General features: G+C 34.5%; 27 protein-coding genes and 1 pseudogene. 7 read left to right on the top strand and 21 right to left on the bottom strand.

What is annotated here, in order from left to right; genetic code table 11:
• Positions 1-129: 129 nt before the first annotated feature.
• The 3 genes from PSR14_RS11075 to PSR14_RS11065 form a co-directional block, all read right to left on the bottom strand.
• Positions 130-1602 carry a 4-hydroxyphenylacetate 3-hydroxylase family protein gene (locus PSR14_RS11075; RefSeq protein ID WP_098487110.1) on the bottom strand — a complete coding sequence of 491 codons (1473 nt, stop codon included), beginning with the start codon at positions 1600-1602 and terminating at the stop codon, positions 130-132.
• Positions 1603-1851: 249 nt separating this feature from the next.
• Positions 1852-2820: an SPFH domain-containing protein gene (locus PSR14_RS11070; protein ID WP_000226248.1), complete on the bottom strand. Its 969-nt coding sequence runs from the start codon at positions 2818-2820 to the stop codon at positions 1852-1854.
• Positions 2821-2822: 2 nt separating this feature from the next.
• A complete protein-coding gene (locus PSR14_RS11065; RefSeq protein WP_000741985.1) occupies positions 2823-3251 on the bottom strand; it encodes an NfeD family protein in 429 nt (142 codons plus the stop codon).
• A 273-nt stretch (positions 3252-3524) separates the two neighbouring features.
• Here PSR14_RS11065 and PSR14_RS11060 point away from each other — a divergent pair, with 273 nt between their 5' ends.
• Positions 3525-4742, top strand: a complete 1218-nt coding sequence (locus PSR14_RS11060; RefSeq protein ID WP_113733036.1) for an MFS transporter — start codon at positions 3525-3527, stop codon at positions 4740-4742.
• Positions 4743-4787: 45 nt separating this feature from the next.
• Here the strand turns inward: PSR14_RS11060 and PSR14_RS11055 are convergent, their stop codons facing one another.
• The 5 genes and pseudogenes from PSR14_RS11055 to spoIIP all read right to left on the bottom strand — a co-directional run bounded on the left by PSR14_RS11055 (position 4788) and on the right by spoIIP (position 9544).
• A complete protein-coding gene (locus tag PSR14_RS11055; protein WP_098487108.1) occupies positions 4788-6263 on the bottom strand; it encodes an amidase family protein in 1476 nt (491 codons plus the stop codon).
• A gap of 184 nt (positions 6264-6447) precedes the next feature.
• Positions 6448-6894 (bottom strand): NUDIX domain-containing protein, encoded by a 447-nt coding sequence (locus PSR14_RS11050; RefSeq protein ID WP_000217588.1) that lies wholly within the window; start codon positions 6892-6894, stop codon positions 6448-6450.
• A gap of 23 nt (positions 6895-6917) precedes the next feature.
• A complete protein-coding gene (locus tag PSR14_RS11045) occupies positions 6918-7658 on the bottom strand; it encodes a D-alanyl-D-alanine carboxypeptidase family protein (RefSeq protein WP_000747657.1) in 741 nt (246 codons plus the stop codon).
• A gap of 11 nt (positions 7659-7669) precedes the next feature.
• Complete coding sequence (locus PSR14_RS11040; protein ID WP_000617586.1) at positions 7670-8167, bottom strand: GNAT family N-acetyltransferase; 498 nt, start codon at positions 8165-8167, stop codon at positions 7670-7672.
• Between the two features lie 229 nt (positions 8168-8396).
• Positions 8397-9544: pseudogene (gene spoIIP, locus PSR14_RS11035) on the bottom strand (stage II sporulation protein SpoIIP).
• Positions 9545-9632: 88 nt separating this feature from the next.
• Between spoIIP and PSR14_RS11030 the strand changes: the two are divergent.
• Positions 9633-9932 carry a hypothetical protein gene (locus PSR14_RS11030; protein WP_098487107.1) on the top strand — a complete coding sequence of 100 codons (300 nt, stop codon included), beginning with the start codon at positions 9633-9635 and terminating at the stop codon, positions 9930-9932.
• A gap of 1 nt (position 9933) precedes the next feature.
• A complete protein-coding gene (locus tag PSR14_RS11025; RefSeq protein WP_002091944.1) occupies positions 9934-10239 on the top strand; it encodes a hypothetical protein in 306 nt (101 codons plus the stop codon).
• Here the strand turns inward: PSR14_RS11025 and PSR14_RS11020 are convergent.
• The 4 genes from PSR14_RS11020 to cbpA form a co-directional block, all read right to left on the bottom strand.
• Positions 10212-10739 (bottom strand): DUF1572 domain-containing protein, encoded by a 528-nt coding sequence (locus PSR14_RS11020; protein ID WP_000351110.1) that lies wholly within the window; start codon positions 10737-10739, stop codon positions 10212-10214. The genes PSR14_RS11025 and PSR14_RS11020 overlap by 28 nt on opposite strands.
• A gap of 17 nt (positions 10740-10756) precedes the next feature.
• Positions 10757-11086, bottom strand: coding sequence for a chaperone CsaA (gene csaA / locus PSR14_RS11015; RefSeq protein ID WP_001263033.1), 330 nt, complete (start codon positions 11084-11086; stop codon positions 10757-10759).
• Positions 11087-11152: 66 nt separating this feature from the next.
• Complete coding sequence (brnQ4, locus tag PSR14_RS11010; RefSeq protein WP_406644238.1) at positions 11153-12490, bottom strand: branched-chain amino acid transport system II carrier protein BrnQ4; 1338 nt, start codon at positions 12488-12490, stop codon at positions 11153-11155.
• A gap of 443 nt (positions 12491-12933) precedes the next feature.
• Entirely contained in the window at positions 12934-13581 is a 648-nt protein-coding gene (gene cbpA, locus PSR14_RS11005; protein ID WP_001220513.1) for a cyclic di-AMP binding protein CbpA, read from the bottom strand.
• 244 nt (positions 13582-13825) lie between these two features.
• On the opposite strand from cbpA, the gene PSR14_RS11000 reads away from it, so the two are divergent.
• The 3 genes from PSR14_RS11000 (at position 13826) to PSR14_RS10990 (ending at position 16695) form a co-directional block, all read left to right on the top strand.
• On the top strand, positions 13826-14695 hold the full coding sequence (locus PSR14_RS11000; protein ID WP_098487106.1) for a hypothetical protein: 870 nt from the start codon (positions 13826-13828) through the stop codon (positions 14693-14695).
• A 208-nt stretch (positions 14696-14903) separates the two neighbouring features.
• Complete coding sequence (locus PSR14_RS10995) at positions 14904-16211, top strand: hemolysin family protein (protein WP_000353728.1); 1308 nt, start codon at positions 14904-14906, stop codon at positions 16209-16211.
• Between the two features lies 1 nt (position 16212).
• Positions 16213-16695, top strand: coding sequence for a DUF456 domain-containing protein (locus tag PSR14_RS10990; protein ID WP_000215659.1), 483 nt, complete (start codon positions 16213-16215; stop codon positions 16693-16695).
• A 24-nt stretch (positions 16696-16719) separates the two neighbouring features.
• Here the strand turns inward: PSR14_RS10990 and PSR14_RS10985 are convergent, their stop codons facing one another.
• From PSR14_RS10985 to cls, 4 genes are all read right to left on the bottom strand, one after another.
• Positions 16720-17340, bottom strand: a complete 621-nt coding sequence (locus PSR14_RS10985; RefSeq protein WP_000861632.1) for an NAD(P)-dependent oxidoreductase — start codon at positions 17338-17340, stop codon at positions 16720-16722.
• Between the two features lie 101 nt (positions 17341-17441).
• A complete protein-coding gene (locus tag PSR14_RS10980) occupies positions 17442-17621 on the bottom strand; it encodes a hypothetical protein (protein ID WP_001045960.1) in 180 nt (59 codons plus the stop codon).
• 186 nt (positions 17622-17807) lie between these two features.
• A complete protein-coding gene (locus tag PSR14_RS10975) occupies positions 17808-18266 on the bottom strand; it encodes a spore coat protein (protein WP_000340560.1) in 459 nt (152 codons plus the stop codon).
• Positions 18267-18296: 30 nt separating this feature from the next.
• Complete coding sequence (gene cls / locus PSR14_RS10970; protein WP_000680141.1) at positions 18297-19481, bottom strand: cardiolipin synthase; 1185 nt, start codon at positions 19479-19481, stop codon at positions 18297-18299.
• 160 nt (positions 19482-19641) lie between these two features.
• Between cls and PSR14_RS10965 the strand changes: the two genes are divergently transcribed.
• On the top strand, positions 19642-19728 hold the full coding sequence (locus tag PSR14_RS10965) for a YjcZ family sporulation protein (RefSeq protein ID WP_000505094.1): 87 nt from the start codon (positions 19642-19644) through the stop codon (positions 19726-19728).
• A 126-nt stretch (positions 19729-19854) separates the two neighbouring features.
• On the opposite strand, the gene PSR14_RS10960 is transcribed toward PSR14_RS10965, so the two are convergent.
• The 5 genes from PSR14_RS10960 to PSR14_RS10940 form a co-directional block, all read right to left on the bottom strand.
• A complete protein-coding gene (locus PSR14_RS10960; RefSeq protein WP_000141167.1) occupies positions 19855-20361 on the bottom strand; it encodes an acyl-CoA thioesterase in 507 nt (168 codons plus the stop codon).
• Positions 20362-20480: 119 nt separating this feature from the next.
• Entirely contained in the window at positions 20481-21350 is an 870-nt protein-coding gene (locus PSR14_RS10955) for a TIGR03943 family putative permease subunit (RefSeq protein ID WP_000488047.1), read from the bottom strand.
• Positions 21351-21353: 3 nt separating this feature from the next.
• On the bottom strand, positions 21354-22250 hold the full coding sequence (locus tag PSR14_RS10950; RefSeq protein ID WP_000418725.1) for a permease: 897 nt from the start codon (positions 22248-22250) through the stop codon (positions 21354-21356).
• Positions 22251-22448: 198 nt separating this feature from the next.
• On the bottom strand, positions 22449-23390 hold the full coding sequence (locus PSR14_RS10945; protein ID WP_000932396.1) for a magnesium transporter CorA family protein: 942 nt from the start codon (positions 23388-23390) through the stop codon (positions 22449-22451).
• A 184-nt stretch (positions 23391-23574) separates the two neighbouring features.
• A complete protein-coding gene (locus PSR14_RS10940; protein WP_098487105.1) occupies positions 23575-24954 on the bottom strand; it encodes a polysaccharide biosynthesis protein in 1380 nt (459 codons plus the stop codon).
• Positions 24955-25047: the final 93 nt, after the last annotated feature.

The raw sequence follows: 25047 nt of genomic DNA, 5'->3' as shown, positions 1-25047 counted from the left end.
CAGTTACAGTTCTCACGTTCTAGATATTGTTAAAAATATAAGAAGAATTACATCCTAACAGTAAAATTCTTTCTATCATCTATTGCTCCTTCCTTTTCCAAACAAAAATGTAAGCGCAAACATTTTTATTTAACTTAAGGCCCCTTCAGATGAACTCGATTGCAACGCATTGTTCACAAGTGAAAAAGTTTGTTGTTTTTTGTACGCATTATAAAACATTCCCATTTTACGCACCGGATCTCCAGAATAATAACGCTCATATTGTAATAACCGTTGTCCAAAAGCCTCACCACATAAGTCCCATGCTAATTTAAACAAACGAACCCGTTCCTCAGAGGATACTCCTTCACGCCCGATATAATACTTTTGCATATCATCATGAATCTCGGGGTTCATAAAATCAGCACCTGTCGGTGACATTAATAATCCACCCGCACCTATAGTTTGAATAATCTCAATAGCCCGCGGATACATCTTAGGTAATAAACTGCGTATCGTATCAAGCGGTAACCTCGCAGGAATAACTTCTCCATATGAATTCGTTTCATACTCATATTCAGCTACTTGCAGGAGAGCACGTATCGTTTCAACATCTTGCATAAGCTCTGCTAGCTGGTTTTGTACATTAAAAAAACCATCTACTCCAATCGAATCTGCTAATTTCATAGCTACTTCAGCTGCAAAAGATAGTTTTACTAACCCTCTTACCCCAGATTGATGTGCTGGTTGATGACCAATTCCGGTTTTAGGATACAATTGATTCCCAGCTTCCACACTTTGATAAATAAATACTTTATCCCACGGGATAAACACATTATGAAATACTAGTAATGCATCCATTTCCTCAAACCTTGATGCGAGTGGATGATCAAATAAAGATCGTTTTCCATCTTGCATTGGCTCACGACATAGAATTCTTAGACCTGGTGCGTCAATTGGAACTGCAAAAGAAATTGCATGACGTTCATCACCTGGCTTAAAACTTGGATAGGAATATATTATTACCTCATCCGTAATCGGCGCCAGTGTCGCTAACATTTTAGCACCACTAACATACATTCCTTCCGCTGTTTCACTTACTACCCCTAAATGCATTGTTTCATCTTCTTGTTGATGGGAGGCCTTACTCCGATCATTTTGCGGATTAATAATTGCGTGTGTTAAAAACAAATCATTATCCCTTATATGTTTATAATAATTTTTTATATTCGCTCCCCATTCTGGATTAAACTTCTCAAAAAACCACGAATTACTTGCCATTGAAGTAACCGTTACATTTAAAAAATCAGGTGTTCTACCCATTAAACCATAAGTGGCTTTTGCCCACACTTCAAATAATTCGCGGCGTACTTTTAAATCCTCATAATTTCTCGGTACTAAAAATGCATTTGATACCCTTTCTCCTGTCTCTTCGCATATATGAGTAATCTTATCTTGATATTCTGGATTGTGCTGCATATCATATAAGTTCGCAATTTGTATAATTGGTTCACGAAAAACATCTTCATTTACTACATCCGTTACTTTTCTTCCTCCAATCCAAATTTCAGGATTTCTTTTTCGCAACCCTTCAATATACTGTTCCCCTGTTCTAATTGCCATTCTTTCCCCTCCAATTTCCAATAATAATATACTAAAAAGTTTAGAAATTTTACCAGATGACTGAATTTTCAATCATTATATCAATTCTATTTCTTACAGATTCTCCTTTATTTCATATTATGAAATCTTAAAAATTTTTTAGTGTAAATGAGTAAGGAACGGTCCCCCGTCCCTTACTCATTTAATTTATAAATTAAAAAATGATAAAAAATAAAAAGAGAAACGGCATCCCATTTCTCTTTTTCACTCTTATTGTTCTTTTTCTGTATTATTTAAAGGCAGTTTCTTCGCTTGTTTTTCTTTAAAGATTTCACCAATTGCCCCGAGAGTACCAAGTGTTTCAATTGCATTAGATGGAATAAAGACTTTATTTGCTGGCCCTTTCGCAACTTCAGCTAATGATTCAAATGATTTGTAAGCAAGTATACGTTCATCTAAATTCGCCTCGCGAAGTAATTCAATTCGATTTTGTTCTGCTTTTGCAATTTCCTCAATCGCTCTTGCTTCCCCTTGCGCTTCTAATTCTTTTGCTTCTTTAATACCTTCTGCTTCTCGAATACGCGCTTCTTTATCCCCTTCAGCCATTAAGATTTTACTTTGCTTTTCCCCTTCAGCACGAAGGACTTTATCTTGTTTTGCAGCTTCAGCTTCTAATATGATCGCACGTTTATTACGCTCTGCTTTCATTTGTTTTTCCATTGATGCTTGCACATCTTTCGGCGGATTAATATCGACAACTTCAACACGTTCAATGCGAACGCCCCATTTTTCTGTAGCTTCATCAAGTGCTAAGCGAATTTCTGTTGAAATTTTTTCACGACCAGATAACGTTTCATCCAGTTCCATTTTACCAATGATTTGACGCATCGTTGCTGAAGTAATGTTACGTACACCGTATTCATAGTTCGAAATACCATATGTCGCAAGTTCCGGTTCAACGACTTGATAGAAAATAATTGTATCAATTTCCACTTGTACATTATCTTTCGTAATTACTTTCTGCGGTGGTACATTCGTTTGTTGAATACGCAAGTCGTGATATACGCGAACGCGATCCACAATCGGAATTAATAAATTTAATCCCGGCTGCATAACCCGCTGAAACTTACCAAATCTTTCAATGACTCCAACTTTTTGCTGTGGAATAATTTTAATTGTTAATGCGATAAATGTAACAACAATTAGTGCAAAAATAATCGTTAACGTTAATGCTACCATATTTATTCACTCTCCTTTTTCACTTGTAATATAGTACTATTTCTCTTTATAACAACAACTTTTTCTCCAGTATCAATTGGAGCATCTGCAACAGCTGTCCAAGTATCTCCATTCACCTTCACAATACCGTTCGTTTCATTTGTAATCGCTTGCATAACAATCCCTTTTTTACCGACTAACATATCTACTGTATCAGTAAAACCTTTTGCTTCTCGAAAGTTTTTTGATATTCTTTTCGTAAAGAAAGTCAACGTTAAACTTACAATCGCACCAGCAACAACTTGTAATAGTAGTGCTTCAGGAGCAAACAAAGCAATAAGACCTCCGACAACAGCTCCAATTCCAAGCCAAAGCATGTAAAATGTAATCGACAGCATTTCCGCAATAAATAAAATACCAGCTATTATAAACCAAATTACCCAAGCAGCCATTTGCAACCCTCACTTTCTTTCTCATTTTCTATATGTATATGAAGAAAAGAATGGTTTATCCGCCCTTTCTCATACGTGGGCGCTTACTACAAGCTATTGTACATTTTCACTGTTACAATGAGTATTATTAAAATACTATATTAATATATTCTTCATTATACATGAAAATCCCTTTCAAAAAGTGACAAAAAATTTAATTCTTTCAAAATTTATTTTTCAAATTATAATGATTATAACTACTGTCATATTTTCCCCAGAAAGGGTGTGTACTTATTGCAAAAACGTTCATTGACTTACTATTTAGGATCGAAAATATGCATTACTCTCGCTGACATCGTATACGTAATGATTATTACAACTCATATGTATATCACAACGAAATCAGCTACATTAACTGCTCTTTTTCCATTATTACAAGTCATAACTAATCTTATAGCAAATACATCTGCACCACTTATAATGAATCGTTTTCCATCTTATTCATTACTGTTTACACTACAATGGATAAAAACTGCTCTATTATTTTTATTCATGATATTATTCCCGGTCCTTTCCACAAACATTGTAGTACTATTCATTTTCATTTTTTTCATTTCATTATGTAGTGGCTGGAGCGCTCCATTACTATACGGTATTCTTCCGCGCCTTACACCGAAAGAAAAATTAGTAAAAGTAAATAGTATTTTTTCCTTTTCCACACAAATTGCACAAGCCGCTGCTTATTCATTTACAAGTATTATTGTTCTTCTCGTCGGCGCTACTACTACACTTATGATGAATAACATATTGATGATTTTCGGATGTGTTGCACTACACTTTTCATTACGATCCATACATACTGAACGAGTAATAGAGCCTTCTTCTTCAAAAGGTGATACTTTATTGGAAGGTTGGAAGCTCTTATTTCAAAACCCTTCCCTCCGTACTGTTACATGTATGGACTTAATTGAAACTTTTGCAGGGACGATATGGATCGGTGCTATTACGATGGCTTATGTAACAACTGTCCTTCATAAAGGAGAAGAATGGTGGGGATTTATTAATACAAGTTATTATGTTGGGACGTTAATTGGCGGTCTATTAGCGTGGAAAATGAGTACATACATTCAAAACAATTTAATACGCTCTATGGCGATAGGCTCTCTTCTGTTTAGTATTCTTACATTTTTATATGGTATAACAAGTAGCGGATTTATTGCGCTGTTCCTATGCATTCTAATGGGCCCATGTTACCAAATTAGAGATATTTCTCAAACAACTGTTTTACAATCCAGCGTCGCTCCATCTTTATTATCAAAGATGTATACAGCTCACGGCGCTCTTCTCTCAACAGCTTCTGGCCTTTCTATGCTGAGTGTTGGCATTATTACCGATTTGTTCGGTGTTCGTACGATCTATATTCTCGCTTCAATCCTTATATTGTGCTCTGCTTGTTTATCATTTAACTTATTAAAATATGATAAGACAAAGCAAAAAAACATGTCACTTTAATGAACAAAATAAATAGGACAGGATTTCCTGCCCTATTTATTTTATTTATGATAAGTTAGGAGATTTCCGATGCTTTGTCGCTTGTTCAAAAGCGTATGCGAGTTTAATTAAAGTCCCCTCACGAAAAGCAGTGCTTGCAAGCGTAATTCCAAATGGTCTCCCGTTATCCATATATCCCGCAGGTATTGCTATAGACGGATAACCTGCTTTCGCACATATAGTGGAGCCTATATAAGAAGGAAACAGAATCGCATCAAGATTATATTTTTCCAGTGCAAAATCAATGCCTTGTTCTTGTGAAAAATATATATTTTCTAATCTTGCATTTAAATATTGTGGATTTCTTAACGTATTAGGAAAATCTTTTCTTCTTTCTAACTTAGTTTGTCCATATCTCAGAGCTCTTTCTGCTATGTTTTCATTAAACTCCATTAACTCTGAAATAGAATGCACTGGTATAGTAGAAGGCAATTTCGAAAGATAGTTATCTAAACTATGCTTTAATTCATAAAGCGATACACCCCAGCTCCATTCTCTATGAAAAGACGGAATATTAATATCCTCTACTACTGTCGCTCCCTCAATACGCAATACTTCAATCGTTTCCTTAAACAATTTTTCATCATACTCACCAGTTTCATAATACTCTTTTGGTGCATTGCTATATACACCAATTTTCGCTCCATTTAAACCATTAACATCAAGGTATTTTGTATAATCATGCTCTGCTATCCCTTCACTTTTATAAGTGGCTACATCTTTCTCATCTACCCCAGTTAAACTCCCTAACAAAATAGCCGCATCTGTTACCGTTCTAGCAAATGGTCCTGCTGTATCTTGCGAATACGTAAATGGAATAGTACCTCTACGACTAATTAAACCAACAGTCGGTTTAATACCGACTACAGAGTTTTGAACAGCTGGACTCAAAATAGAACCATCCGTTTCTGTTCCAACCGATATTACTGTAAAGTTAGCAGCAACTGCTATGGCAGATCCTGTACTTGAGCCACCAACAAACATATCATCCTCACCCGTACCGTAAGGGTTTATTGTTTGCCCACCTCTTGCACTATATCCAGCCCACATTTCAAATGACATTGCATTTGCTAATTCTGTCATATTTGTTTTCCCTATTATCACTGCTCCTGCTTCTCGCAGCTTCGTAACGAGAAATGCATCTTCACTACTTATATGTTGTTCTAACGCAATCGTACCTGCACTTGTATGCATAGAGTCATTCGTTTCAATATTGTCCTTAAGTAAAACAGGTATACCATGTAATGGACCTCTTTTACCTTTAATCTTTCTTTCATAATCTAACGCTTCAGCAATAAAGATGGCGTCTGGATTGATTTCTAAAATAGAATTAATTTCCGGTCCATCTTGATCATACTTTGCGATTCTATGAAGGTAATACATAACTAGTTCTTTTGAAGTTAACTTTCCATCTTCCATCGCTCTTTGTATATCATGAATTGTTAATTCTTTTTGTAGTAGTGTATTGAACTGAATCTCCATTTTCATTCTCCTTCTATAAACCTTTATTGATAGCATATCTCTATTACTTTTTCATTTTCTCCGCTCCTCACATATACAACTACAATCCCTCTATAAGAATTCAACTTACCGATGTAAAAACCTTTTATTTCCTGAAAAATAAAAAAAGTCTGAAACGATTTCACCTTCGCCTCAGACCCTATTATTACTGCACGTATACCTCATCTAACAAATGTAAAAACTCACCTTGTTTCCCCGCTAATTCAGGGCATTTTGCAATATCAATCCATTCATAGCAAAATACTAACCCTTCATCTTCCTCACCGGCACTTACAATATGTTCCCAACGATCTTTTACATCTGTTAGTAATGTTACGTGAAAGAAATGGCGTTTTTCATATTCCTTTTTTTCTCTCACATGTATGATGTAATCAGCTAGGAATCGTTCTATGCATAAATGACGTAACCCAGACTCTTCTTGTACTTCACGTAAAATCGCTGCTTCTAGCGTTTCCCCTTCGTCAACCGTTCCCCCTGGCACTTGTATACCAGCTTCAGGTATATCACGATGTTTAAAAACAAGCAGTTGCATAACTCCTTCTTTTTCTCTTGTCACATATGCGTGTACTTTTTTCTTATATAACACCGTCATAATCCCTCTCTCCCCTCAATTGTTCACTGCGCTACTTCTTCAAGTGTTAGTTGATTTTCATATAAATATGTAGCTTGTGGATTTCCCACATACCTCACGTGCCATGGTTCAAATCGATAGCCCGTAATCGATTCTTTCTCTTTTGTATATCGGATGACAAAACCAAATTTATGGGCATTTTCAGAAAGCCACTGCCCTTCTTTCGTTTCACCAAAAACTGTCTCTAACTGAAACTTAGCAGATTGTGATGTGATATCCATAGCTAGTCCTGTTTGATGTTCACTCGTTCCAGGAACTGCACTCGACATTGCCGTTTTGGCTTCTCCATCTTGTTTTTTATACATTGTATTTAACGCTTTTTGCCGATCAAAAGATCTAAATCCAGAGACTGCAAATAAGAAAACACGCTCCTTATCCGCTTGCTGAAACATTTCCTCAAGCGCACCGGCCGCCTCTTTCCTCATTTTTTTCTTTTCTTGATCACCTTCACTAGAATAGCGCACTTTCGGAATAACTAAATCTGGCGGTCTATACCCGTCTGGTAAACGCCTACTTTTATTCACAAGCACAAGCATTGAATTCGGATTACTAATTACCGCAATATCTCCATCCATATTCGCAATCGTTTCTTTCGCTTTCGGAAATATGTTATTTACATTCACCTCGCGCGCTTGCTTATCCTTATACATTTTATAATTGATTCCCGCTACTCCAACAATGAGTATCGCCGCTACGATACCAAGTAGTATCCATCTTTTTTTCATATAACGACCTCTTATTTTAATAATTTGGCCATTTCATACTCATCGATGTTCTCTCCATCGATAATAAGAGCAGCTCTTTTGACACCTTCTTTCTCAAATCCAGCTTTTTTATATAGTGCCTGAGCTCTTGTATTGTGGGCCATTACCGTTAATTCTAAACGCCATACATCATGTAATCTTGCCCACTTCTCGACCTCTTTAAACAATCTAGTCCCAATACCTCGCCCGCTATACTCTTGCAAAATCCCAATTACAATACTTGCTACATGTCTCTTTCTTTGAATATGATTTCCATTCACTAAAATAAACCCTACTATTCTCTCTTCTTCAACTGCTACCAATATTGTTGCATATTTATTTTCTACAAAACGCTGAATCATTTGCTCTTGTTGCTCGGCTGTGAATTTCCTTTCTCCTGGTTCATACAACATAAATTTTGTTTCTTCATCTAATTGCTTACTTAATTGCAAAAATGATGCTGCATCTTCTACTTTGATTTCCCTAATCACTTCAATCACCCTACCAATTTCATAATAAAAAGCTTTCCTTGTAAAAAGATTTTCTCTACTTTCCCGAAAATCCCTTTGTAAATCTCCCAGTATAATTTGACAAATTTCGATTTTACTATAACATCGACAAATTATGTCTATTCTGTGACGCATCATTAATTACAAAAAAACGCAAGCTTTACATTACACTCACGTTTTTTCAGACTCTCGCATTCATTTCTGTTTCACTTTATCCATTCACTTTTTCTGCCTGCCAGAAATATTCACCAAACGCTTTAGCTAGCGCATCAATCGATCGATTTAGTTCTTCCTCTGTATTATCCACGCCACCAACTTCAATTAATATCGCTTGTCCTGACAAATCTTGATTGTAGACACCATTTCCTGTTTGGAATCCTTTTTGAATGACACCACGACTAACGCCTGGATATTTCTTACTAATCGTCTCATGTAAAGCCGTTGCTAATTGCAAGTTTTTTTCATAGTTTTTGTTACCTTTCCCTACTACAAACGCAAGCTTCGCATATGATTTATCACCGATTATTTTTGTCGTGACATTTTTCCGAGCACTATCACGATGTAAATCAAAGAAGTATTGTAATTCTTTATTGCCGGCCATTGCTTCTTGTACAATTTCCCGTGACATTTTATATGAACTATTACTATTTAACCCTTTACTAATCAACTTTTGACCAACATCAGTCTTGTCGTTAGTTGCTCCGATTCCTTCATTTGCTAATTGTTCACGAAATCGGTCGCCGACTATTGAAATATTCGTTACGGAACTTGTGGCTTTATTCGGATTTGGATCATTTGTTAAATTCAATAATGGCAAATAAGATTCCCAGCTATGCGAATGATAAATAAATGCAACTTGTCGTTTTCCTGTCGTTTGAGCTGGTTGCTTTTTCTCTTTATTCGTATCCGGCTTTTGAGCCTGTCCACCTTCTCCAGTCCGTTCTTTTACTACTTCTTCAAGTGGAACGCTCGACTCTATAGGCAAGTTAGAATAATTTGTTCCTTCACCCGCAATAACAATTTCTGTATCGTACTTACCGAAACCAGGTAGCTCTTTGCCGACAAAACTGCGTACATCGTTAAAACGAATATTCGTAGCCATAGAAAAGAGAAACGAAGATATTGAAAAATCTTGATTTAAATTTCTATATTCCTGTGTAAAATAATGATTCTCTTTCCCAAGAACATACATGTAACCATTCATTGATAACTCATTTAACCAATTATATAAATACGTTGACTTTGTCTCTTTCATAGAAGTTACCATCATACTAATAAGAAAAAAAGTCGCCAGTACTGTAGCAATAATACTAACTTACGTACACTCGTGAATTTCACATAAAAAAAGCCTCGATTCATACTATCACCTCTCTATTTCAAGTTATGTACAAGCTCTAGAGAATAGACCGTCTAAATTCAGGCTATATTGTTAATGAGGTGAAATGAATTGAAACTACTAATAGGAACACTCCCCGTTGTACTATCATTTATTTTTTATTGGCTTGCTAAGCATCCTACCATCCGTGTTGTGTTACATATTTCAGCATATCTAGCACTTTATGTACTCGGTACAATCATTTCTATTCATATATATGATGTTTTTATGCAAGACTTAGTTTTTATGACAAGTATTCATGGGATTTTACTAAATCCATTTTTTCTTATATCAGGAGCGTATATAGGGATATACACTTTGTACCTACTTTTGTCCTACATTATTACAAATATAGAAAATGGAGCGCAATGAAATGCAACCACCGTTCATCTGTCATACATGCAAAAAAAGAATTACGCGAAAGAAAGATCTTATTACTACCACATGGTACTTCCGCTTTTATGTATTTCATAGTGATTGTTTTAAACGACAGCAAGTTTTTATCTCACGATTTATCCCTGTGAATACACTTATTAATTTCTTTCTTATTATATATGGGCTGATTGTTGGTAGCATTCTTATGACTGTAGAGCCATCTATCATTTGGCTTGTTTTCTTACTTCCAATTTTATATCGGTTTCTTTCCTATTATTATGTTGAACGTTTTTTCTCTAAATGAAAGTTAGACTTTCCTCTAGGAATACTTAAACATTCCCACTCATTTTCTTTTAACATTTTACCAATGTAAATCATTTGTCCAATATGCAAAGCATAATGAGAAATTTGTCTTTCAATTGCTTGCATGACAGTATGTGCTTCACCGCGAATATATACCGTCTGCAATAAATGTTCTGACGTTAGTGCATTCATCGTTTTAAAAACATATTCCCAACCTTCATTCCATGCTGCGAGTACCTCTTTCTTAGAAGAATAACCACCTTCAAATTCAGCATCTCGGTTACGATCTATTTTTTCACCGTCAGATGTTAAAAAATCCGTCCATCTAGAACGCATATTACCGTGCAGATGCTTAATTATAATTGCTATGCTATTTGTTACTTCATGAGAAGACCATTCAATCTGTTCATATGATAATTGTGAAAGCACCCGTTCCCCTTGTTTCTTTGTTGCTTCAAAATTCGAAATGGCACACTGTACGTATTCGCGTCCAATATCCATGTTCCCCCGCCTTTACATTAACTAATTTTTGTTCCATTTGGTAATTCCATATTAGGCTGCAGTAATACGACATCACCCGCTTCAGGTACTCCTCCTAAAACAAGTACTTCTGATTTAAATCCCGCTACACGCTTTGGCGGAAAATTTACAACAGCAACGATTTGCTGACCGATTAAATCTTCTGGGTTATATCTCTTCGTAATTTGAGCACTTGACTGTTTCATTCCAAGCTCTCCAAAATCAATTTCTAGTTTAATCGCTGGAACTCTCGCTTCTTTAAATTCCTCTGCATGTGTTACAGTCCCAATCCGTAAATCCAAAGTTAAAAAATCTTCAAAATTAGCCATTTTATCACTCCTTTCATTTATTACTTAGACAAAACAAAAAAATCCCCTTTAAAAAAAGAAAGGCGCCTAAGCACCTTTCTTTTGTAATTCACTTGATTCATTTGATTTATAGAAGAAGAAACCGAGGATCCCGCCAATACATGATGGGATTAACCATCCTATTCCTTCTTTATATAATGGTAACATTTGTAGTACGTTAGAAATCGCGTCAATTTTAATATTCGCACTTTCTAAACCGTTAAAGAAACTAATTAACAACGCACCTAAAATAGCTCCAATATAAATGGTATTACGCTTCCCAATCCATTTATGGAAGTAAGAAAGTACAATTAATACGATTGCAACTGGATAAATAATCATTAACACTGGTAAAGTAACTGCGATTAATTGTGTTAAACCTAGGTTAGATACAATTAAACTAAATACACATACCATTGTTACAATCGTTTTATGCGAAATTTTTGGGAATAAGTTTGTAAAGAAGCCAGCACAAGCTGATGTTAATCCAACAGAAGTTGTTAAACAAGCAAGTACAATAACAAGTCCTAATAAAATTTTACCACTTGTTCCATATAACTCATTTACAACATTCGTTAAAATAAGTCCACCATTCTCTGATACCCCAAGTGATGTACTTGTTGAACCAAGATAAGCAAGTGATAAATAGATTAACGTTAAACCAAGTACAGCGATAATACCTGATACTACTGTTATTTTTGCAATTTGATTACTCTCTTTTATTCCTTTAGAGCGGATAACTTGTACAACTACAATTCCAAATACAAGCGCACTAATTGCGTCCATCGTTAAATATCCTTGAATAAATCCACCAAAGAAAGCATTTTCCTTGTATGCTTCTAGCGGTGCAACTGGTTCTCCAATCGGATCAACAATTGCCTTTCCGACAATTACAGCAACAATTAATACTAACAATGGTGTAAGAAATTTCCCGAACCAATCCACTAATTTTGATGGATTTAAAGATAAATACCAAGTTATTCCGAAGAAAATTATAGTGAAAAGAAATAGCATGTACCATTCGGAAACTAATGCCTCTGATAAAAATGGCTTCATACCCATTTCAAATGAAACGGCTCCCGTACGCGGAATCGCGAAAAAAGGTCCAATCGCTAAATAACTAATTAATGGGAAAACAAACGCAAATATAGGGTGAACTCTAGAAGATAGCGCTTTCAAGTCCCCCTCTACAAACGCGACAGCTGTTACAGCTAATAGGGGTAATCCGACTCCCGTTACAAGGAATCCAATTGTAGCAACCCAAACATTCTCTCCAGCTTGTTGCCCTAAAACTGGTGGAAAAATTAAATTTCCTGCTCCTAAAAATAGTGCAAATAACATTAAACCAATTGCTACCGTATCACCTGGCCTTAAACGTCCCTTCATGCTTTTCATTTGCATAGCACTTTTTCATTGTTTATCTCTATTTTCACAATATGCTATGCATCCTCCTCTCTGTTCAAGCTGATAAAATATGCCCCTTACAAAGCAGTGTCTTTCTCCATAATTTCTCCAGTCCCCTTATTTTTACTCTAATTATTAATTTTTGATTTTTGATTTTTTTGAATTTTTAAATCATTAGAGTGGTATTGCGCGGAGTATAGTTGTCAGACCTCTTTGTTTTTATCACACATATAGTAACATATTTAGTTGAAAAATAAAAACATATTTTCAAATTGACTTTTTTGAAAATCAAAATTATCTACATTTTTTATTCTTTTGCACAAATATTGTTTCAAACTCACTTATTATCCTATCGTTATTTTCAAATAATTTTATATACGCAACATAACAAAAGCCATCCAACATAATTAGACGGCTTTTGCATATTATTCTATCGTTTCAACTTCACGTGGATTTTTCATCTCTTCCACATACACCACTCTAAATCCGTGATCTTCTAAATCTTTCAATAACGTCTCTAATTCACCATCGTTAAACTCTTCTCCTAATGTAAACATAATTCTACGAACTAATAAGGCATCATTATCAAAAGTCATTAAACTTTGGATACCTGTATATTTTTTTAATACTGTCGATAATTTTTGAATAGCCCCATTATAATCTTGTGTCCCAATCATGACAGAATATTTACTAGAATGAACGCCCCAAGCATCTTCTAATAGCTCAAAAACTTTTTTATGCGTTAAAATCCCAAGAAAGACTCCTTTTTCATCAACTACTGATAAATAAGGTAATTTTTTTATTGTAAAAAATACTTTAAAGAACGAAGAATCTTCTCTAACATATCCTTCTTTATCGTTTAATAGTTTTAATACACTCTCTTCCAGTGAACCTTTATATTCTAAAATATCTACTTTATATATATTCCCTAAATATTTCTCTTTTTTTTCATCTAAAACTGGTACACAACGATAACCAGTTTTATTTAAATGCTCTAGCGCTTCCCCTACTGTAATTGAACTTGAGCAAAATAAAACTTCCCTTTTCGGCACATAATTCCCTTTAATCCTCATAAACAGCCTCCTTATGTTAAAATACTTTCTGTGCCATAACTATATTATATTTTCAGAAAAAAATAAATAATTTATTTTATTTTTCTGAAAATTATTCATTTTCTTGTCATAATTTATTCACGTTTCATTCAATTCTATCCACTACAATACTAAACTTCTTTAAGAAAAATATATTGTAACTTACTCCGAAAAAAGCTAAAATAAGAATAAGAATTTTCTGAATATTCAAAGAGTAGGTGATTACATGTCTTTATTGCGCTCACATATATATAAATTTATCGTTGGTGTTCTCATTATATTTATCATTAGTCCTATTCCAACTTTATTCATTACACATAAATACTCATACATCACCGGCTTTATAAGCATTTTCCATAACTTCGCACAACTTTCTTCGATGACAATTCCAAAGATTGATTGGATGCACGAATCTATCTTTTTCTCAGCAAATGAGATGGTACATACTGCTAATCAATCAACACCGTTATTCCCTTACATGTGGGAAATATATTTTTTATCGATTGTTCGTTTTACCTTTACTCTTGCAATCGGATTCTTCATCAGCTTAGGGATTGGCCATTTAATTTTTAAAGCACCTCAATCGGTTAAAAAGTTCGCTTCTTTATTAAGATGGATTCCTTATTCTTTATGTACTGTATTATTACAATGCGCAGTCTTATTACTACTCCTATACATCACAAAATTTATAAAGATTCCTTACTACTCATCTTTTATCATCGTTTGTAGTACTTCCATGATTATCGTTATGCAAGCAATAAAAAAATGGATTCCTTTCTTAAGTAATACAAATGAATATGAAATAAAACAAGCTTCTTTCCTTGTAGATACATTGTTTTTAGCGCTTACTTCGAATCATAAATCTATTTTAGGTTCCATTATTCTTTCATTCGTTTTTATGGAATGCGTTTTTCACGCAAGTGGACTATTGCAATTTATCGTTCAATTCGGCGGAAATGCACCTATTATTGTTACAATTAGCTTATTACTTTTGTATATCCCGTATTGTATACTCTCATTCCTTCAAACGCTATGGACGACAAACCACTTTAAACAACAATCATACGCTTTAACGAGAAGTATTCCAAAACCTTAATTTAAAATAACCCTCTAGAATCTGAAAGTAGAGGGTTATTCCTTTTGTATAGCGGACAAAATAACAGCAAATTCAAAAACCATTGCAGAAACATACCAATATTTACCCTTTTTCTTTGACTATTCTTTTCATTTGGATTTATTATAAAAGTATAACATAATTGCAGGAGGTGACATCTTTATTCCAAACGACGGAATAGAGAATACACTTGGACATATTAAATATTTTTCTCATCTTTGTTCTTATCCTTATTTCCGGCTTTTTCGTTGCATCAGAATTTGCTGTTGTAAAAGTACGAAAAAGTCGAATTGACCAGCTTGCAAACGAAGGCAATAAACAAGCTTTAGCTGCAAGAAGTGTCATTTCTAATTTAGATGTTTATTTATCAGCTTGTCAGCTCGGGATTACAATTACTTCTTTAGGGCTTGGTTGGCTTGGTGAACCGACTGTGGAACATTTACTACGACCGCTCTTTGAAAAGATTAATATTACTGGAACAATGGCAAATACTTTATCATTTATTATTGCTTTTAGTGTGATTACATTTTTCCATGTTGTATTAGGTGAATTAGTTCCAAAGTCATTCGCAATTCAAAAAGCAGAGGCGATTACGCTTAAGTTTGCACGACCACTTATTTTATTTGATAAAATTATGTACCCGTTCATTTGGTTACTTAATAGTACTGCTATCTTTTTCACAAAACTACTCGGTTTAGAACCTGCGAAAGAAAATGAACTTGCCCATTCTGAAGAGGAACTACGACTCATTTTAGGTGAAAGTTTCAAAAGCGGCGAAATAAATCAAACCGAATATAAATATGTAAATAATATTTTTGAATTTGACGACCGAGTTGCGAAAGAAATTATGGTCCCTCGTACAGAAATGATTTGCTTATCTACTGAAAATACGTTAGAAGAAAATATGGATATCGTCGCAACTGAAAAGTATACACGCTACCCTATCATCGAAAAAGATAAAGATGATATTATCGGTATGATCAATACGAAAGAAGTATTTCACGATCAAACGAAAGGCATTCATAAGCCACTTGAATCTTACATACATCCAGTACTAACTGTATTTGAAACTGTTCCAATTCGTAAAACACTGGTACATCTACAAAAGAATCGCGTTCAGATGGCAATCGTTATGGATGAATATGGTGGTACTGCTGGACTTTTAACAATGGAAGATATTCTTGAAGAAATCATTGGAGAAATTCAAGATGAGTTTGATGCAGATGAATCACCTATGATTGAAAAACGTACACCTAAACTTACTGTTCTAGATGGAAAAGTACTTATTTCTGAAGTAAATGATATGTTTGGCTTACATATTGATGAGAGCGACTTAGATACAATTGGAGGCTGGCTATTATCGCAAGCAGTTGACGTAAATATTGAAGCTGGCTACTCCATCGAATATGCCGGTTTTCAATTTAAGGCATTAGAACTTGATGGACATCAAGTCAAAAAAATTGCTGTACATAAATTAGATATACAAAAGGAGTTATAAAGTGACTGTTTTCTTAACAATCTGTATCATTGCCTGTTTCATTATTTCATTTCTAGCTTTTATTTATCCTATTATCCCGGGCATCCTAGCTGTCTGGGCTGGATATTTCATTTACCATTTTGGTATAAATGGCGGAGAACTAACGATTTCTTTTTGGATTATTCAAGCTATTTTCACACTATTCATTTTCGTTGCTGATTTTATTGCAAATGGATATTTCTTAAAGAAATACGGTAGTTCTAAATGGGGCGAACGTGTCGGAATGATTTCGATCATTGCCGGATCTTTCTTCTTCCCACCATTCGGACTTATTATCATACCGTTCTTAGCGGTATTTATAACCGAATTAATGCATAAAAAAGCGCCAAAAGACGCTTTTCTAGTAGGAGTTGCTACTGTAGTTGGTTTTTTAAGCAGTACAGTAGCGAAAGCCATTCTCCAAATCATTATGATTATCATATTTGTATGTTATATCGTCTTTTAACCATCCCAATTTCGGGATGGTTTTTTAATATGAAATACCTACTCGACTATTCTCATATTTGTTTTCACTACACAGATTCCATGTAAATTGCGCTGTATCACCAACTGTTATTTTTGCTCCTCCTTCTGGTAATACATCTTTTTCAGTTCGATATATACCTGTCACATCACCGTCAATTAAATGCGTCGGACAAACGACCGTCCAGCATAAATTACTACTACTAAGTATCTTATATGCAGCTAAATGATCTTCTGCTGCTGTTGTCGACTTTCTCTTTGATTCCGTTGATTGAAAACGATATAAATTTAGATTTGTTCTTGCTTGTAAAATACCGGCTGTTCCTATTGTAATGATTTTACGAACGCCTTCTTCTTCCATTTTCTTTATAATTTGTGGCATACTCTTCGCTAACGTCCCATTTTGATCCGTTCCAAGTGCACTAATTACTATATCGCTTCCTTTTATCGCTTTCTTTATATCATTTTCATTTAATACATTACCTTCTATAACTCGTAATCTTTCATGATTTATTTCTACCCTACTTGAATCACGCGCTAATGCAGTCACTTCTGCTGAATCTTTTAATGCTAATTTAATTATGTTTGAACCTACTCGCCCTGTTGCTCCCAATATACATACTTTCATTTGTTTTCCCCCTCTTTCATTCTTTCTCTATTTTTCAATAATCTCAATCAATTTACAACAAAAAAGCTTCCTCACATAAAAGAGGAAGCTCTATTATTACATTATTTCTTTTCTTTAGAATCCGTAGACTTCTCAGTTCCACTTGTTTCTTTATCCTTTTTATCCTCTTGTTGTGTTGTTGTATCGTCCTCTTTCTTCTTGTCCTCACCTTTACTACAACCTACCATTAATAAAGAACTTGCAAGTGCCATAGCAGTTAATGATTTAACCCATTTGTTCATTTGCGTTTCCTCCTTTTGATAGAATATGTACAATCCCATATTACTCTCTATTTTTAAAGGAAAGATTGAAAAATAGTAAATAAACGGTAAATATTTGTAAATTTTCTGATAATAAATATGTACATATATTCATTTTTCTCCACGAAAAGTAAAAAACTAAGGCGCCTATCTTTCCGCCTTAGTCTCTTATGCAAATTTCTCATTTTCATATACATGTTTAATCTTATACTCTTTCTTCACGACATATTGCCATACACTATAGGCATAACGATTCATTTTCAGGAAGCAGTTTTCTAAAAACGAGCGAAATTCTGGATTTGCAACTTCAACTGCCACTTGAGCAAACTTTAACGCTAACCGTTTCAAATGCGAAATATAACAAGTTGCAATATACATATCACCTGTATATTTACTATCAGTTTCCTTTTCCATTTCATGAAAATGAAATGAAATTGGTTCACAAGTTATATGCTGTACATTCTCTCCTTCTTGAAAGTTCACTTGTTCATTATATGCTTGCAACATATATGGTAAATGATGCTGTAATAGCTCCTTTAATTCTTCGTCTCTTACCTGTCCTGTATACTCCCCAACCTTATATATAAGCATATAACTATACCTCATCAATTCTTTCATACAATCCATGAAAGTGCCTCCCTACTTTTTGTCTATATGCTATAAATATGATGCTATAACATTTGCTATTCTTGCTAAAAACCAATCCCATTTACTAATTTCCTCAAAATCTTCTTCCGAAAATCTTTTTGATTTATGGAAGTCTTCTTTTAGTCGATCCCATACGTCAGCAACAACTGTTTTATCATATACGACACAATTAGATTCACAATTTAAATAAAAACTTCTATTATCAAAATTCGCTGTACCTATATCAACAATTTCTCCATCAATGATTGTTACTTTCCCGTGAAAAAAACCATTCCGATATTGATAGATCTCCGCTCCAGCATGGTTCATCTCTCTCAAATACGGATAGGCAGCTTGTTTTAACAATACTGCATCACTTTTAAATGGTACGAGAATTTTCACATTGACACCGCGGTTTAATGCACCTTTTAACTCTTTCATCATTTCTTTACTTGGTACAAAATATGGTGTAGCAATAATTAAAGACTTTTTAGCCTGCTTTAAAAACGCTCCATATTTTTCCCATAACCCTTTTCCATCTGAAAATAAATATTGATATTTTACATTCCCAATTGCAGGTAGACTTTCATGTACAGGCATTTTTTCTCCCGTATCTTCTTTCCAGTCAGCAGCAAATTTTCTTTCCATATCCGTGGCACCATTCCCCTTAACCCGCACATGATAATCACGCCACTGGCCAAATTTCGGATCTTGTCCAAGGTATTCCTTTCCGATGTTAAAGCCGCCGATATATGATACTTTTCCGTCTATCGTAACAATTCGTCTATGATTTCGCTGATGCAACGAATAGAATAAATGTTTCAATTTAGGTTTTTTACTAAACGTAAACTGGACACCATTGCTTTGTAGTTGACGAATTACCTTTTTCTTCAGCTTATATCCACCTATTCGATCGACTGACAATTTCACTTCTACTCCGCTAGATGCCTTTTTCTCGAGCAACTGCAAAAACTCTTTGCTTATTTCATCTTTACCTACAATATAAAAATGGATATATATGTACTTCTCCGCATTACGTATATCCTCAAATAAATTCGTATATAACTCTTCACCGTTCGTATACAGTTGAAATTCACCTAATCTAACTTGTCCTACTTCATATTCACTAGCCATTTTTTTCCCCATTTCCACATCGATGTTCATCCAAATGAATACACCTATTACACAAAGGATTACAACGAAAAAGTGTTTCATGGATATTTTCCTTTCTCCACTTACTGTTATTTCTATATCTTCCCTTTTTTAATACAATATCATTCAAGAAAATATGTCATTGCATGATATATGTCCATATCAAACGATAGCTCATTTGCATATTGTATGTTGTATCTTAAAATAAAAGGAGGAAATAACAATGGGCTTCGCACATGGTAATGGATTCGCGCTATTAGTCGTATTATTTATCCTCTTAATCATCGTCGGTGCTGCTTGCTTCTGCTAAGTAGTTATTGTCACATGATATGCGGATAGAAAAACTATAAAAGCGGACACCTACTTTTAGGTGTCCGCTTTTCATATGAAAAACATTTCGGTCTGTTATAATGCCATTAACGACTAAATATTCAACTCAAAAAGTTAGTAATGTAGCTACTTTCTTACTCTCTGCCTTACGTATATGACGTTGTTCTGCACGCAACACTGCAATGCGATGTAATTCTTTCTCTTCTTCTGTTTCAGGGATTACTCGCGGCACAGGAACTGGATTATTTTCCTTACTCAGTGCAACAAAAGTAACAAAAGACGTTGCTGCGATACGCTTCTCACCTGAAATTAAATCTTCCGCTACTACCTTCACAAATACTTCCATAGACGTTCTACCCGTCCAAATTACGAAGGATTCATAACTAACACAATCTGAAGAGCGAACTGGATGTAAGAAATCAACCCAATCCATAGAGGCTGTTACACATTCTTTTCTTGCATGCCTCGTTGCTGAAATAGAAGCAACCATATCCATCTCGGCTAATATCTTTCCACCAAATAACGTGTTATGATCATTTAAATCTGTTGGAAATACTCGGCTCGTTTTGAACACCCTTGATTCATTGGCTGTTTTCCCCTTTACTTCTGTCATTGTTATCACCCCTTTAATGATGTATCCCTAATATCTCAATAATCACTATACTAAATGAACTACACGTTTAATATTAACAACATTCAGAACTTTTAGTCCATAAAAAAGAACCGATGTTATCAATCGGCTCCTCTAAATACATATTGTTCTTTTGGCTGTTCAACTTTATTCCATTTCGTTACTTCTAAAACAGGAATGTTCGCATGGAACGGCTGATAAAATTCAGTAGAAATTTCTCCCTCTATTTGAATCCAATCATCGTTTTTCCATTCTACACCTTCTGGCTTTTTCACTAACATACCATATACACCAGAATCCGCTACACAATGTATAATACCGAAACGGAATAAGAAGTATTGTTCTTTTTTAGAAGAATCATCTTTGAAAACAAAACCTTTAAATGATAATTTTTTCCCAGTAAACTCACCAGGGTAATTGTAAATCGTCTCCATTCCTTTTAGGAAGTTTTCATCATTTAAAGTAACACTATCCTTTGTTACAAACTCTTTCTTCCCTTTCTCCATTACACCACGGTATCCTTCTTTTCCGTAATATATACTCGTATCAGGTCTTAAAAATTGCCTTCTCATAAATGGATCTGTACTTTCTGCTTGTGCAACAGGAAAATGAAACCCTTTTGCCTTAACAATATCTGAATCTAACGTTGCAATTGGGAAAAATAATCCCGAAACAATTGGAAAACAGAACAATGTGTACGAGAATGCTTTTTTCCACCATGTATTCTCATCTTTTGAATGGTCATGCCCGCAATGGCTATGATCACAACTACAATCCTGTTTTCCTTGTTCTTTCTCATGTTCTTTTTGGAAAACAATAATAATTTGAACAATCGTTAAGAAACCTAAAATAATAGCTGCTGTTGTTGATAAATAGGCATACTTCATATTGATATACTTCGTAATATTACCTGAAATATGAAGCTGCGCGATTAAGATTGTAAAACCTAATAATATATATGCTCGAAACATAACCTACCACCCCATCGCATAAATGAGTAGTGAGCTTGCATAAACAACAACTGTAACTGTAACTGTAACGACAATTACAAATTTTGTTTTAAATGTCGCAAGCATCATAAACATATTTTTAATATCCACCATCGGTCCATATACGAGGAACGCGACAAGTGATGCTGTTGAAAATGTACTTTGGAATGACGAAGCAATAAATGCATCTGCTTCTGAACAAAGTGATAAAATGTAAGCAAGTCCCATCATAACAGCTGGTGAAGAAAACGGACCTTGTCCTATAGCAAGAAGTGTTGAAGTTTGTACGAACGTTTGAACTGCAGCTGCAATTAATGCACCTAATACTAAATATTTTCCCATCGAGAAAAATTCCTCAACAGCATGCGTACATACATCCCACATTTTTTTACGTAATGGACGCTTATGATTCACTTCTGGGAAGTGATCATCTCGTAATTGATGTTCTTTAAACATAAATGATAATATAATTCCAACAATGATTGCTACGATAATCGCTACAATAGAACGATACCATACCATGTGCATACTACTTCCAAAGGCAACGTATGTTGCAAATAATACGACCGGATTAATAATTGGACCAGTTAACATAAATGCAATCCCGGCATATGGCGGAACCCCTTTTCCAATTAATCGCCTAACAATCGGAACGATTCCACATTCACAACCTGGAAACATCATCCCTAAAAAAGTAGCCATTAAAACAGACAGAAATCGGTTTTTCGGCATCCATTTTGCTACCATATCTTCTGTCACAAACATTTGAATGAATCCTGAAATAAATACACCAATGAGCACAAAAGGAAGTGCTTCGATCAATATGGAGATAAAGATTGTATTCATTTGCAGGAATGCTTTCGGTAATTGAAACAATTCCATGATGTATTTCCTCCAACTTTTCATTAACAATATGTAATTTTAACCCCATTTTATTGATTGGACAAGACTTATACGGAATTCATCCCTTTCATATACATTACATTTTATAAGTTATATTCTATTCAAAATTTGGGATTTCATAGCAAAAAAGCTGCTCTAGCGCAGTTACACAACTATGCTAGAGCAGCTTTCTTATCGTTAAAAGTAACGTTTCTTCCAAAATACAAATGCTAAAGCGCAAGATAATGTTGCACATATTATGAGTACAATTACAAAACCTTGAGCCTCACCTTCAAATGGAACCTTTACGTTCATTCCGAAGAAACTAGAGACCATTGTTGGTAATGATAAAATGATTGTAATAGACGTTAACAGTTTCATAACACTGTTCAAATTATTCGATATAACAGAGCTAAAAGTATTCATCATTCCACTTAGAATATGACTATATATTTCCGCCATTTCAATAGCCTGTTTATTTTCAATTAATACATCTTCTAATAAATCTTGATCGTCTTCATACATTTTTAAAAATGTACTGTTACGCATTAATTTTTGAATTACAATTTTATTCGCCTTCAATGATGTTGTAAAGTATACTAAACTTTTTTCAAGACCTAGCAATGTGAAAATCTCTTTATTTTTCATCGACTGATTTAATTGATGCTCTAAATCGATTGTCTTTCTGTTAATTTGCTTTAAGTATCTTAAATAGTAAGTAGAAATCGTATATAAGAGCTGAAGTGCAAAGCGTGTCTTTTTAAACGTATAAAATTCTTTAATACGTTGATTAATAAAACGTTCAAAAATTGGATTTTCTTCTAAACAAATTGTCACAAAGCAATCTGGCATTACAATCATACCTATTGGAATCGTGTCATAAATCGAATTTCCTTCTTCATCATGTCTAACTGTTGGAATATCCACGATTATTAAAGTATTATTGTCTTCCTTTTCAATACGAGAGCGTTCTTCATCATCTAAAGGGTCTTTAATGAAATCTAAGTCCACATTTAAAGTTTGTACTAGATATTGAATTTCTTCTTCCGTTGGATGAAGTACATTAATCCAGCAACCCTTTTGCATTTCCTCAACCTCTTGTAGTTTTCCGTTTCGGTCTGTTAAATAAATATTTAACATACTATCACCCCGATTCTTTTTACATGTAGGAATCTACCTCTCTTACATAACAGTTTTTGAACCGCCATTCTCAGCATATGAAACATACGTTTAAATTTCAATAGAAAAATTATTTTGAAAACGTTTTTATAAGAAAAATATTACAAACAAAGAAAAAGACAGAGTGCTCTCTGCCTTAAAAAGCTTATGTTGCCTTTATAACATATTTAGAAAGCATCCACAAGTTAAAGCCAACTGAAATCGTATAACCAGCGTATGTTGAAATAATAAAACTTACATAATCAAAATACGGAAGCAATACAATATTTAAAACTATCTTCACAATAATGCCAATCACTAACCCTAGCACTGTTTTCTGTTGTTGATTAATTCCTTGCAACATTGCAGCCGTTACTGTAAAAAGCGAAAATAGTATACAAGCAGGAGCGTAATACCGTAAAATAACGCTTCCCATCTCCGGATCATTTCCGGCACCAAATAAAAGAGTATACACTGGTTTTGCTAACACCATCATTCCAATTGCCGCGGGTACCGTAATACCTACTACTAATAGATTCGTCCTCGTAAAATGTTTGTACAGTAACTTCACATTTCCTGCTGTATAAGCTTTTGTCATCTCAGGTACGAGTGACATACTAAAAGCAGTCGCAACGGAAACTGGGATAAGTACAACCATCTGAACAAGTCCAATTATCGCATTAATCTTCTCCGCTTCTCCTTGCATATATCCTATTTGTATAAGTAATTTATTAATTGTAAATGTGTCAATCGTCTGATACAACGGAATTGCTAAACCAACCACAACAAATGGTATTGAATATGTAAAGAGCTCCTTATATAGTGAAAAAAAAGATTTCGTTGTTTGCGGTATACTTGCCATTTCTTTTTTCTTTAAGTGCTTTCTCCTCCTTATGTAATACGCACTTAAAACAGTTAGTCCACCTATCGCTCCCATAAAAGCACCGAACGTTGAAATACCAACAGCTAGTGAGATAGAAGCTTTTAAAACATATAAAACGACAAAGCTTCCTATCAAGATGGTTAAGACTCGAAAAAATTGCTCTACAACTACACTTAGAGCAGAAGGCCCCATCGATTGAAATCCTTGAAAAAAGCCCCTTAATAAACTCATTACTGGTACGAGTATTAACGCAAAACTTACAATTTGAATATTAGTAGTGACCGCCGCTACACTATTCCCCGTTTGATCATTTCCATCGATTACAAGTTTAGCCAAATGCGGAGCTAGCATATATAACGTAAAACACGAAATAACTCCCATTATAAACATAAAAACAATTCCACTTTTCAACACTCTCTTAACCGTATGATAATCATTTAATTGATCATATTTTGATACCATCTTTGAAACTGCAAGTGGTAGTCCCATCGTCGCAATGCTAAGCATAATTGTATATGGACGATAAGCATACGTGTATAAAACGTACCCACTCGTACCGACCATAGCTGTAAATGGTATAACATATATAAACCCTAACATTTTAGATATCATCGTTGCCATTGTTAAAAATATCGTTCCACGTATAAACGGTGACCCTTTCATCACATTCCTCCGCTACGCTTTATTATTACACATTATGGACAACTCCTTTTTTTTAGAACCAAAACAAATAAAAAAGCCAATGAAAAATCATTG

Origin of the sequence: Bacillus sp. A01H (assembly GCF_045277205.1) — a bacterium.
Lineage (GTDB): Bacteria > Bacillota > Bacilli > Bacillales > Bacillaceae_G > Bacillus_A > Bacillus_A paranthracis.
This window is presented reverse-complemented; position numbering and strand designations above follow the sequence as displayed.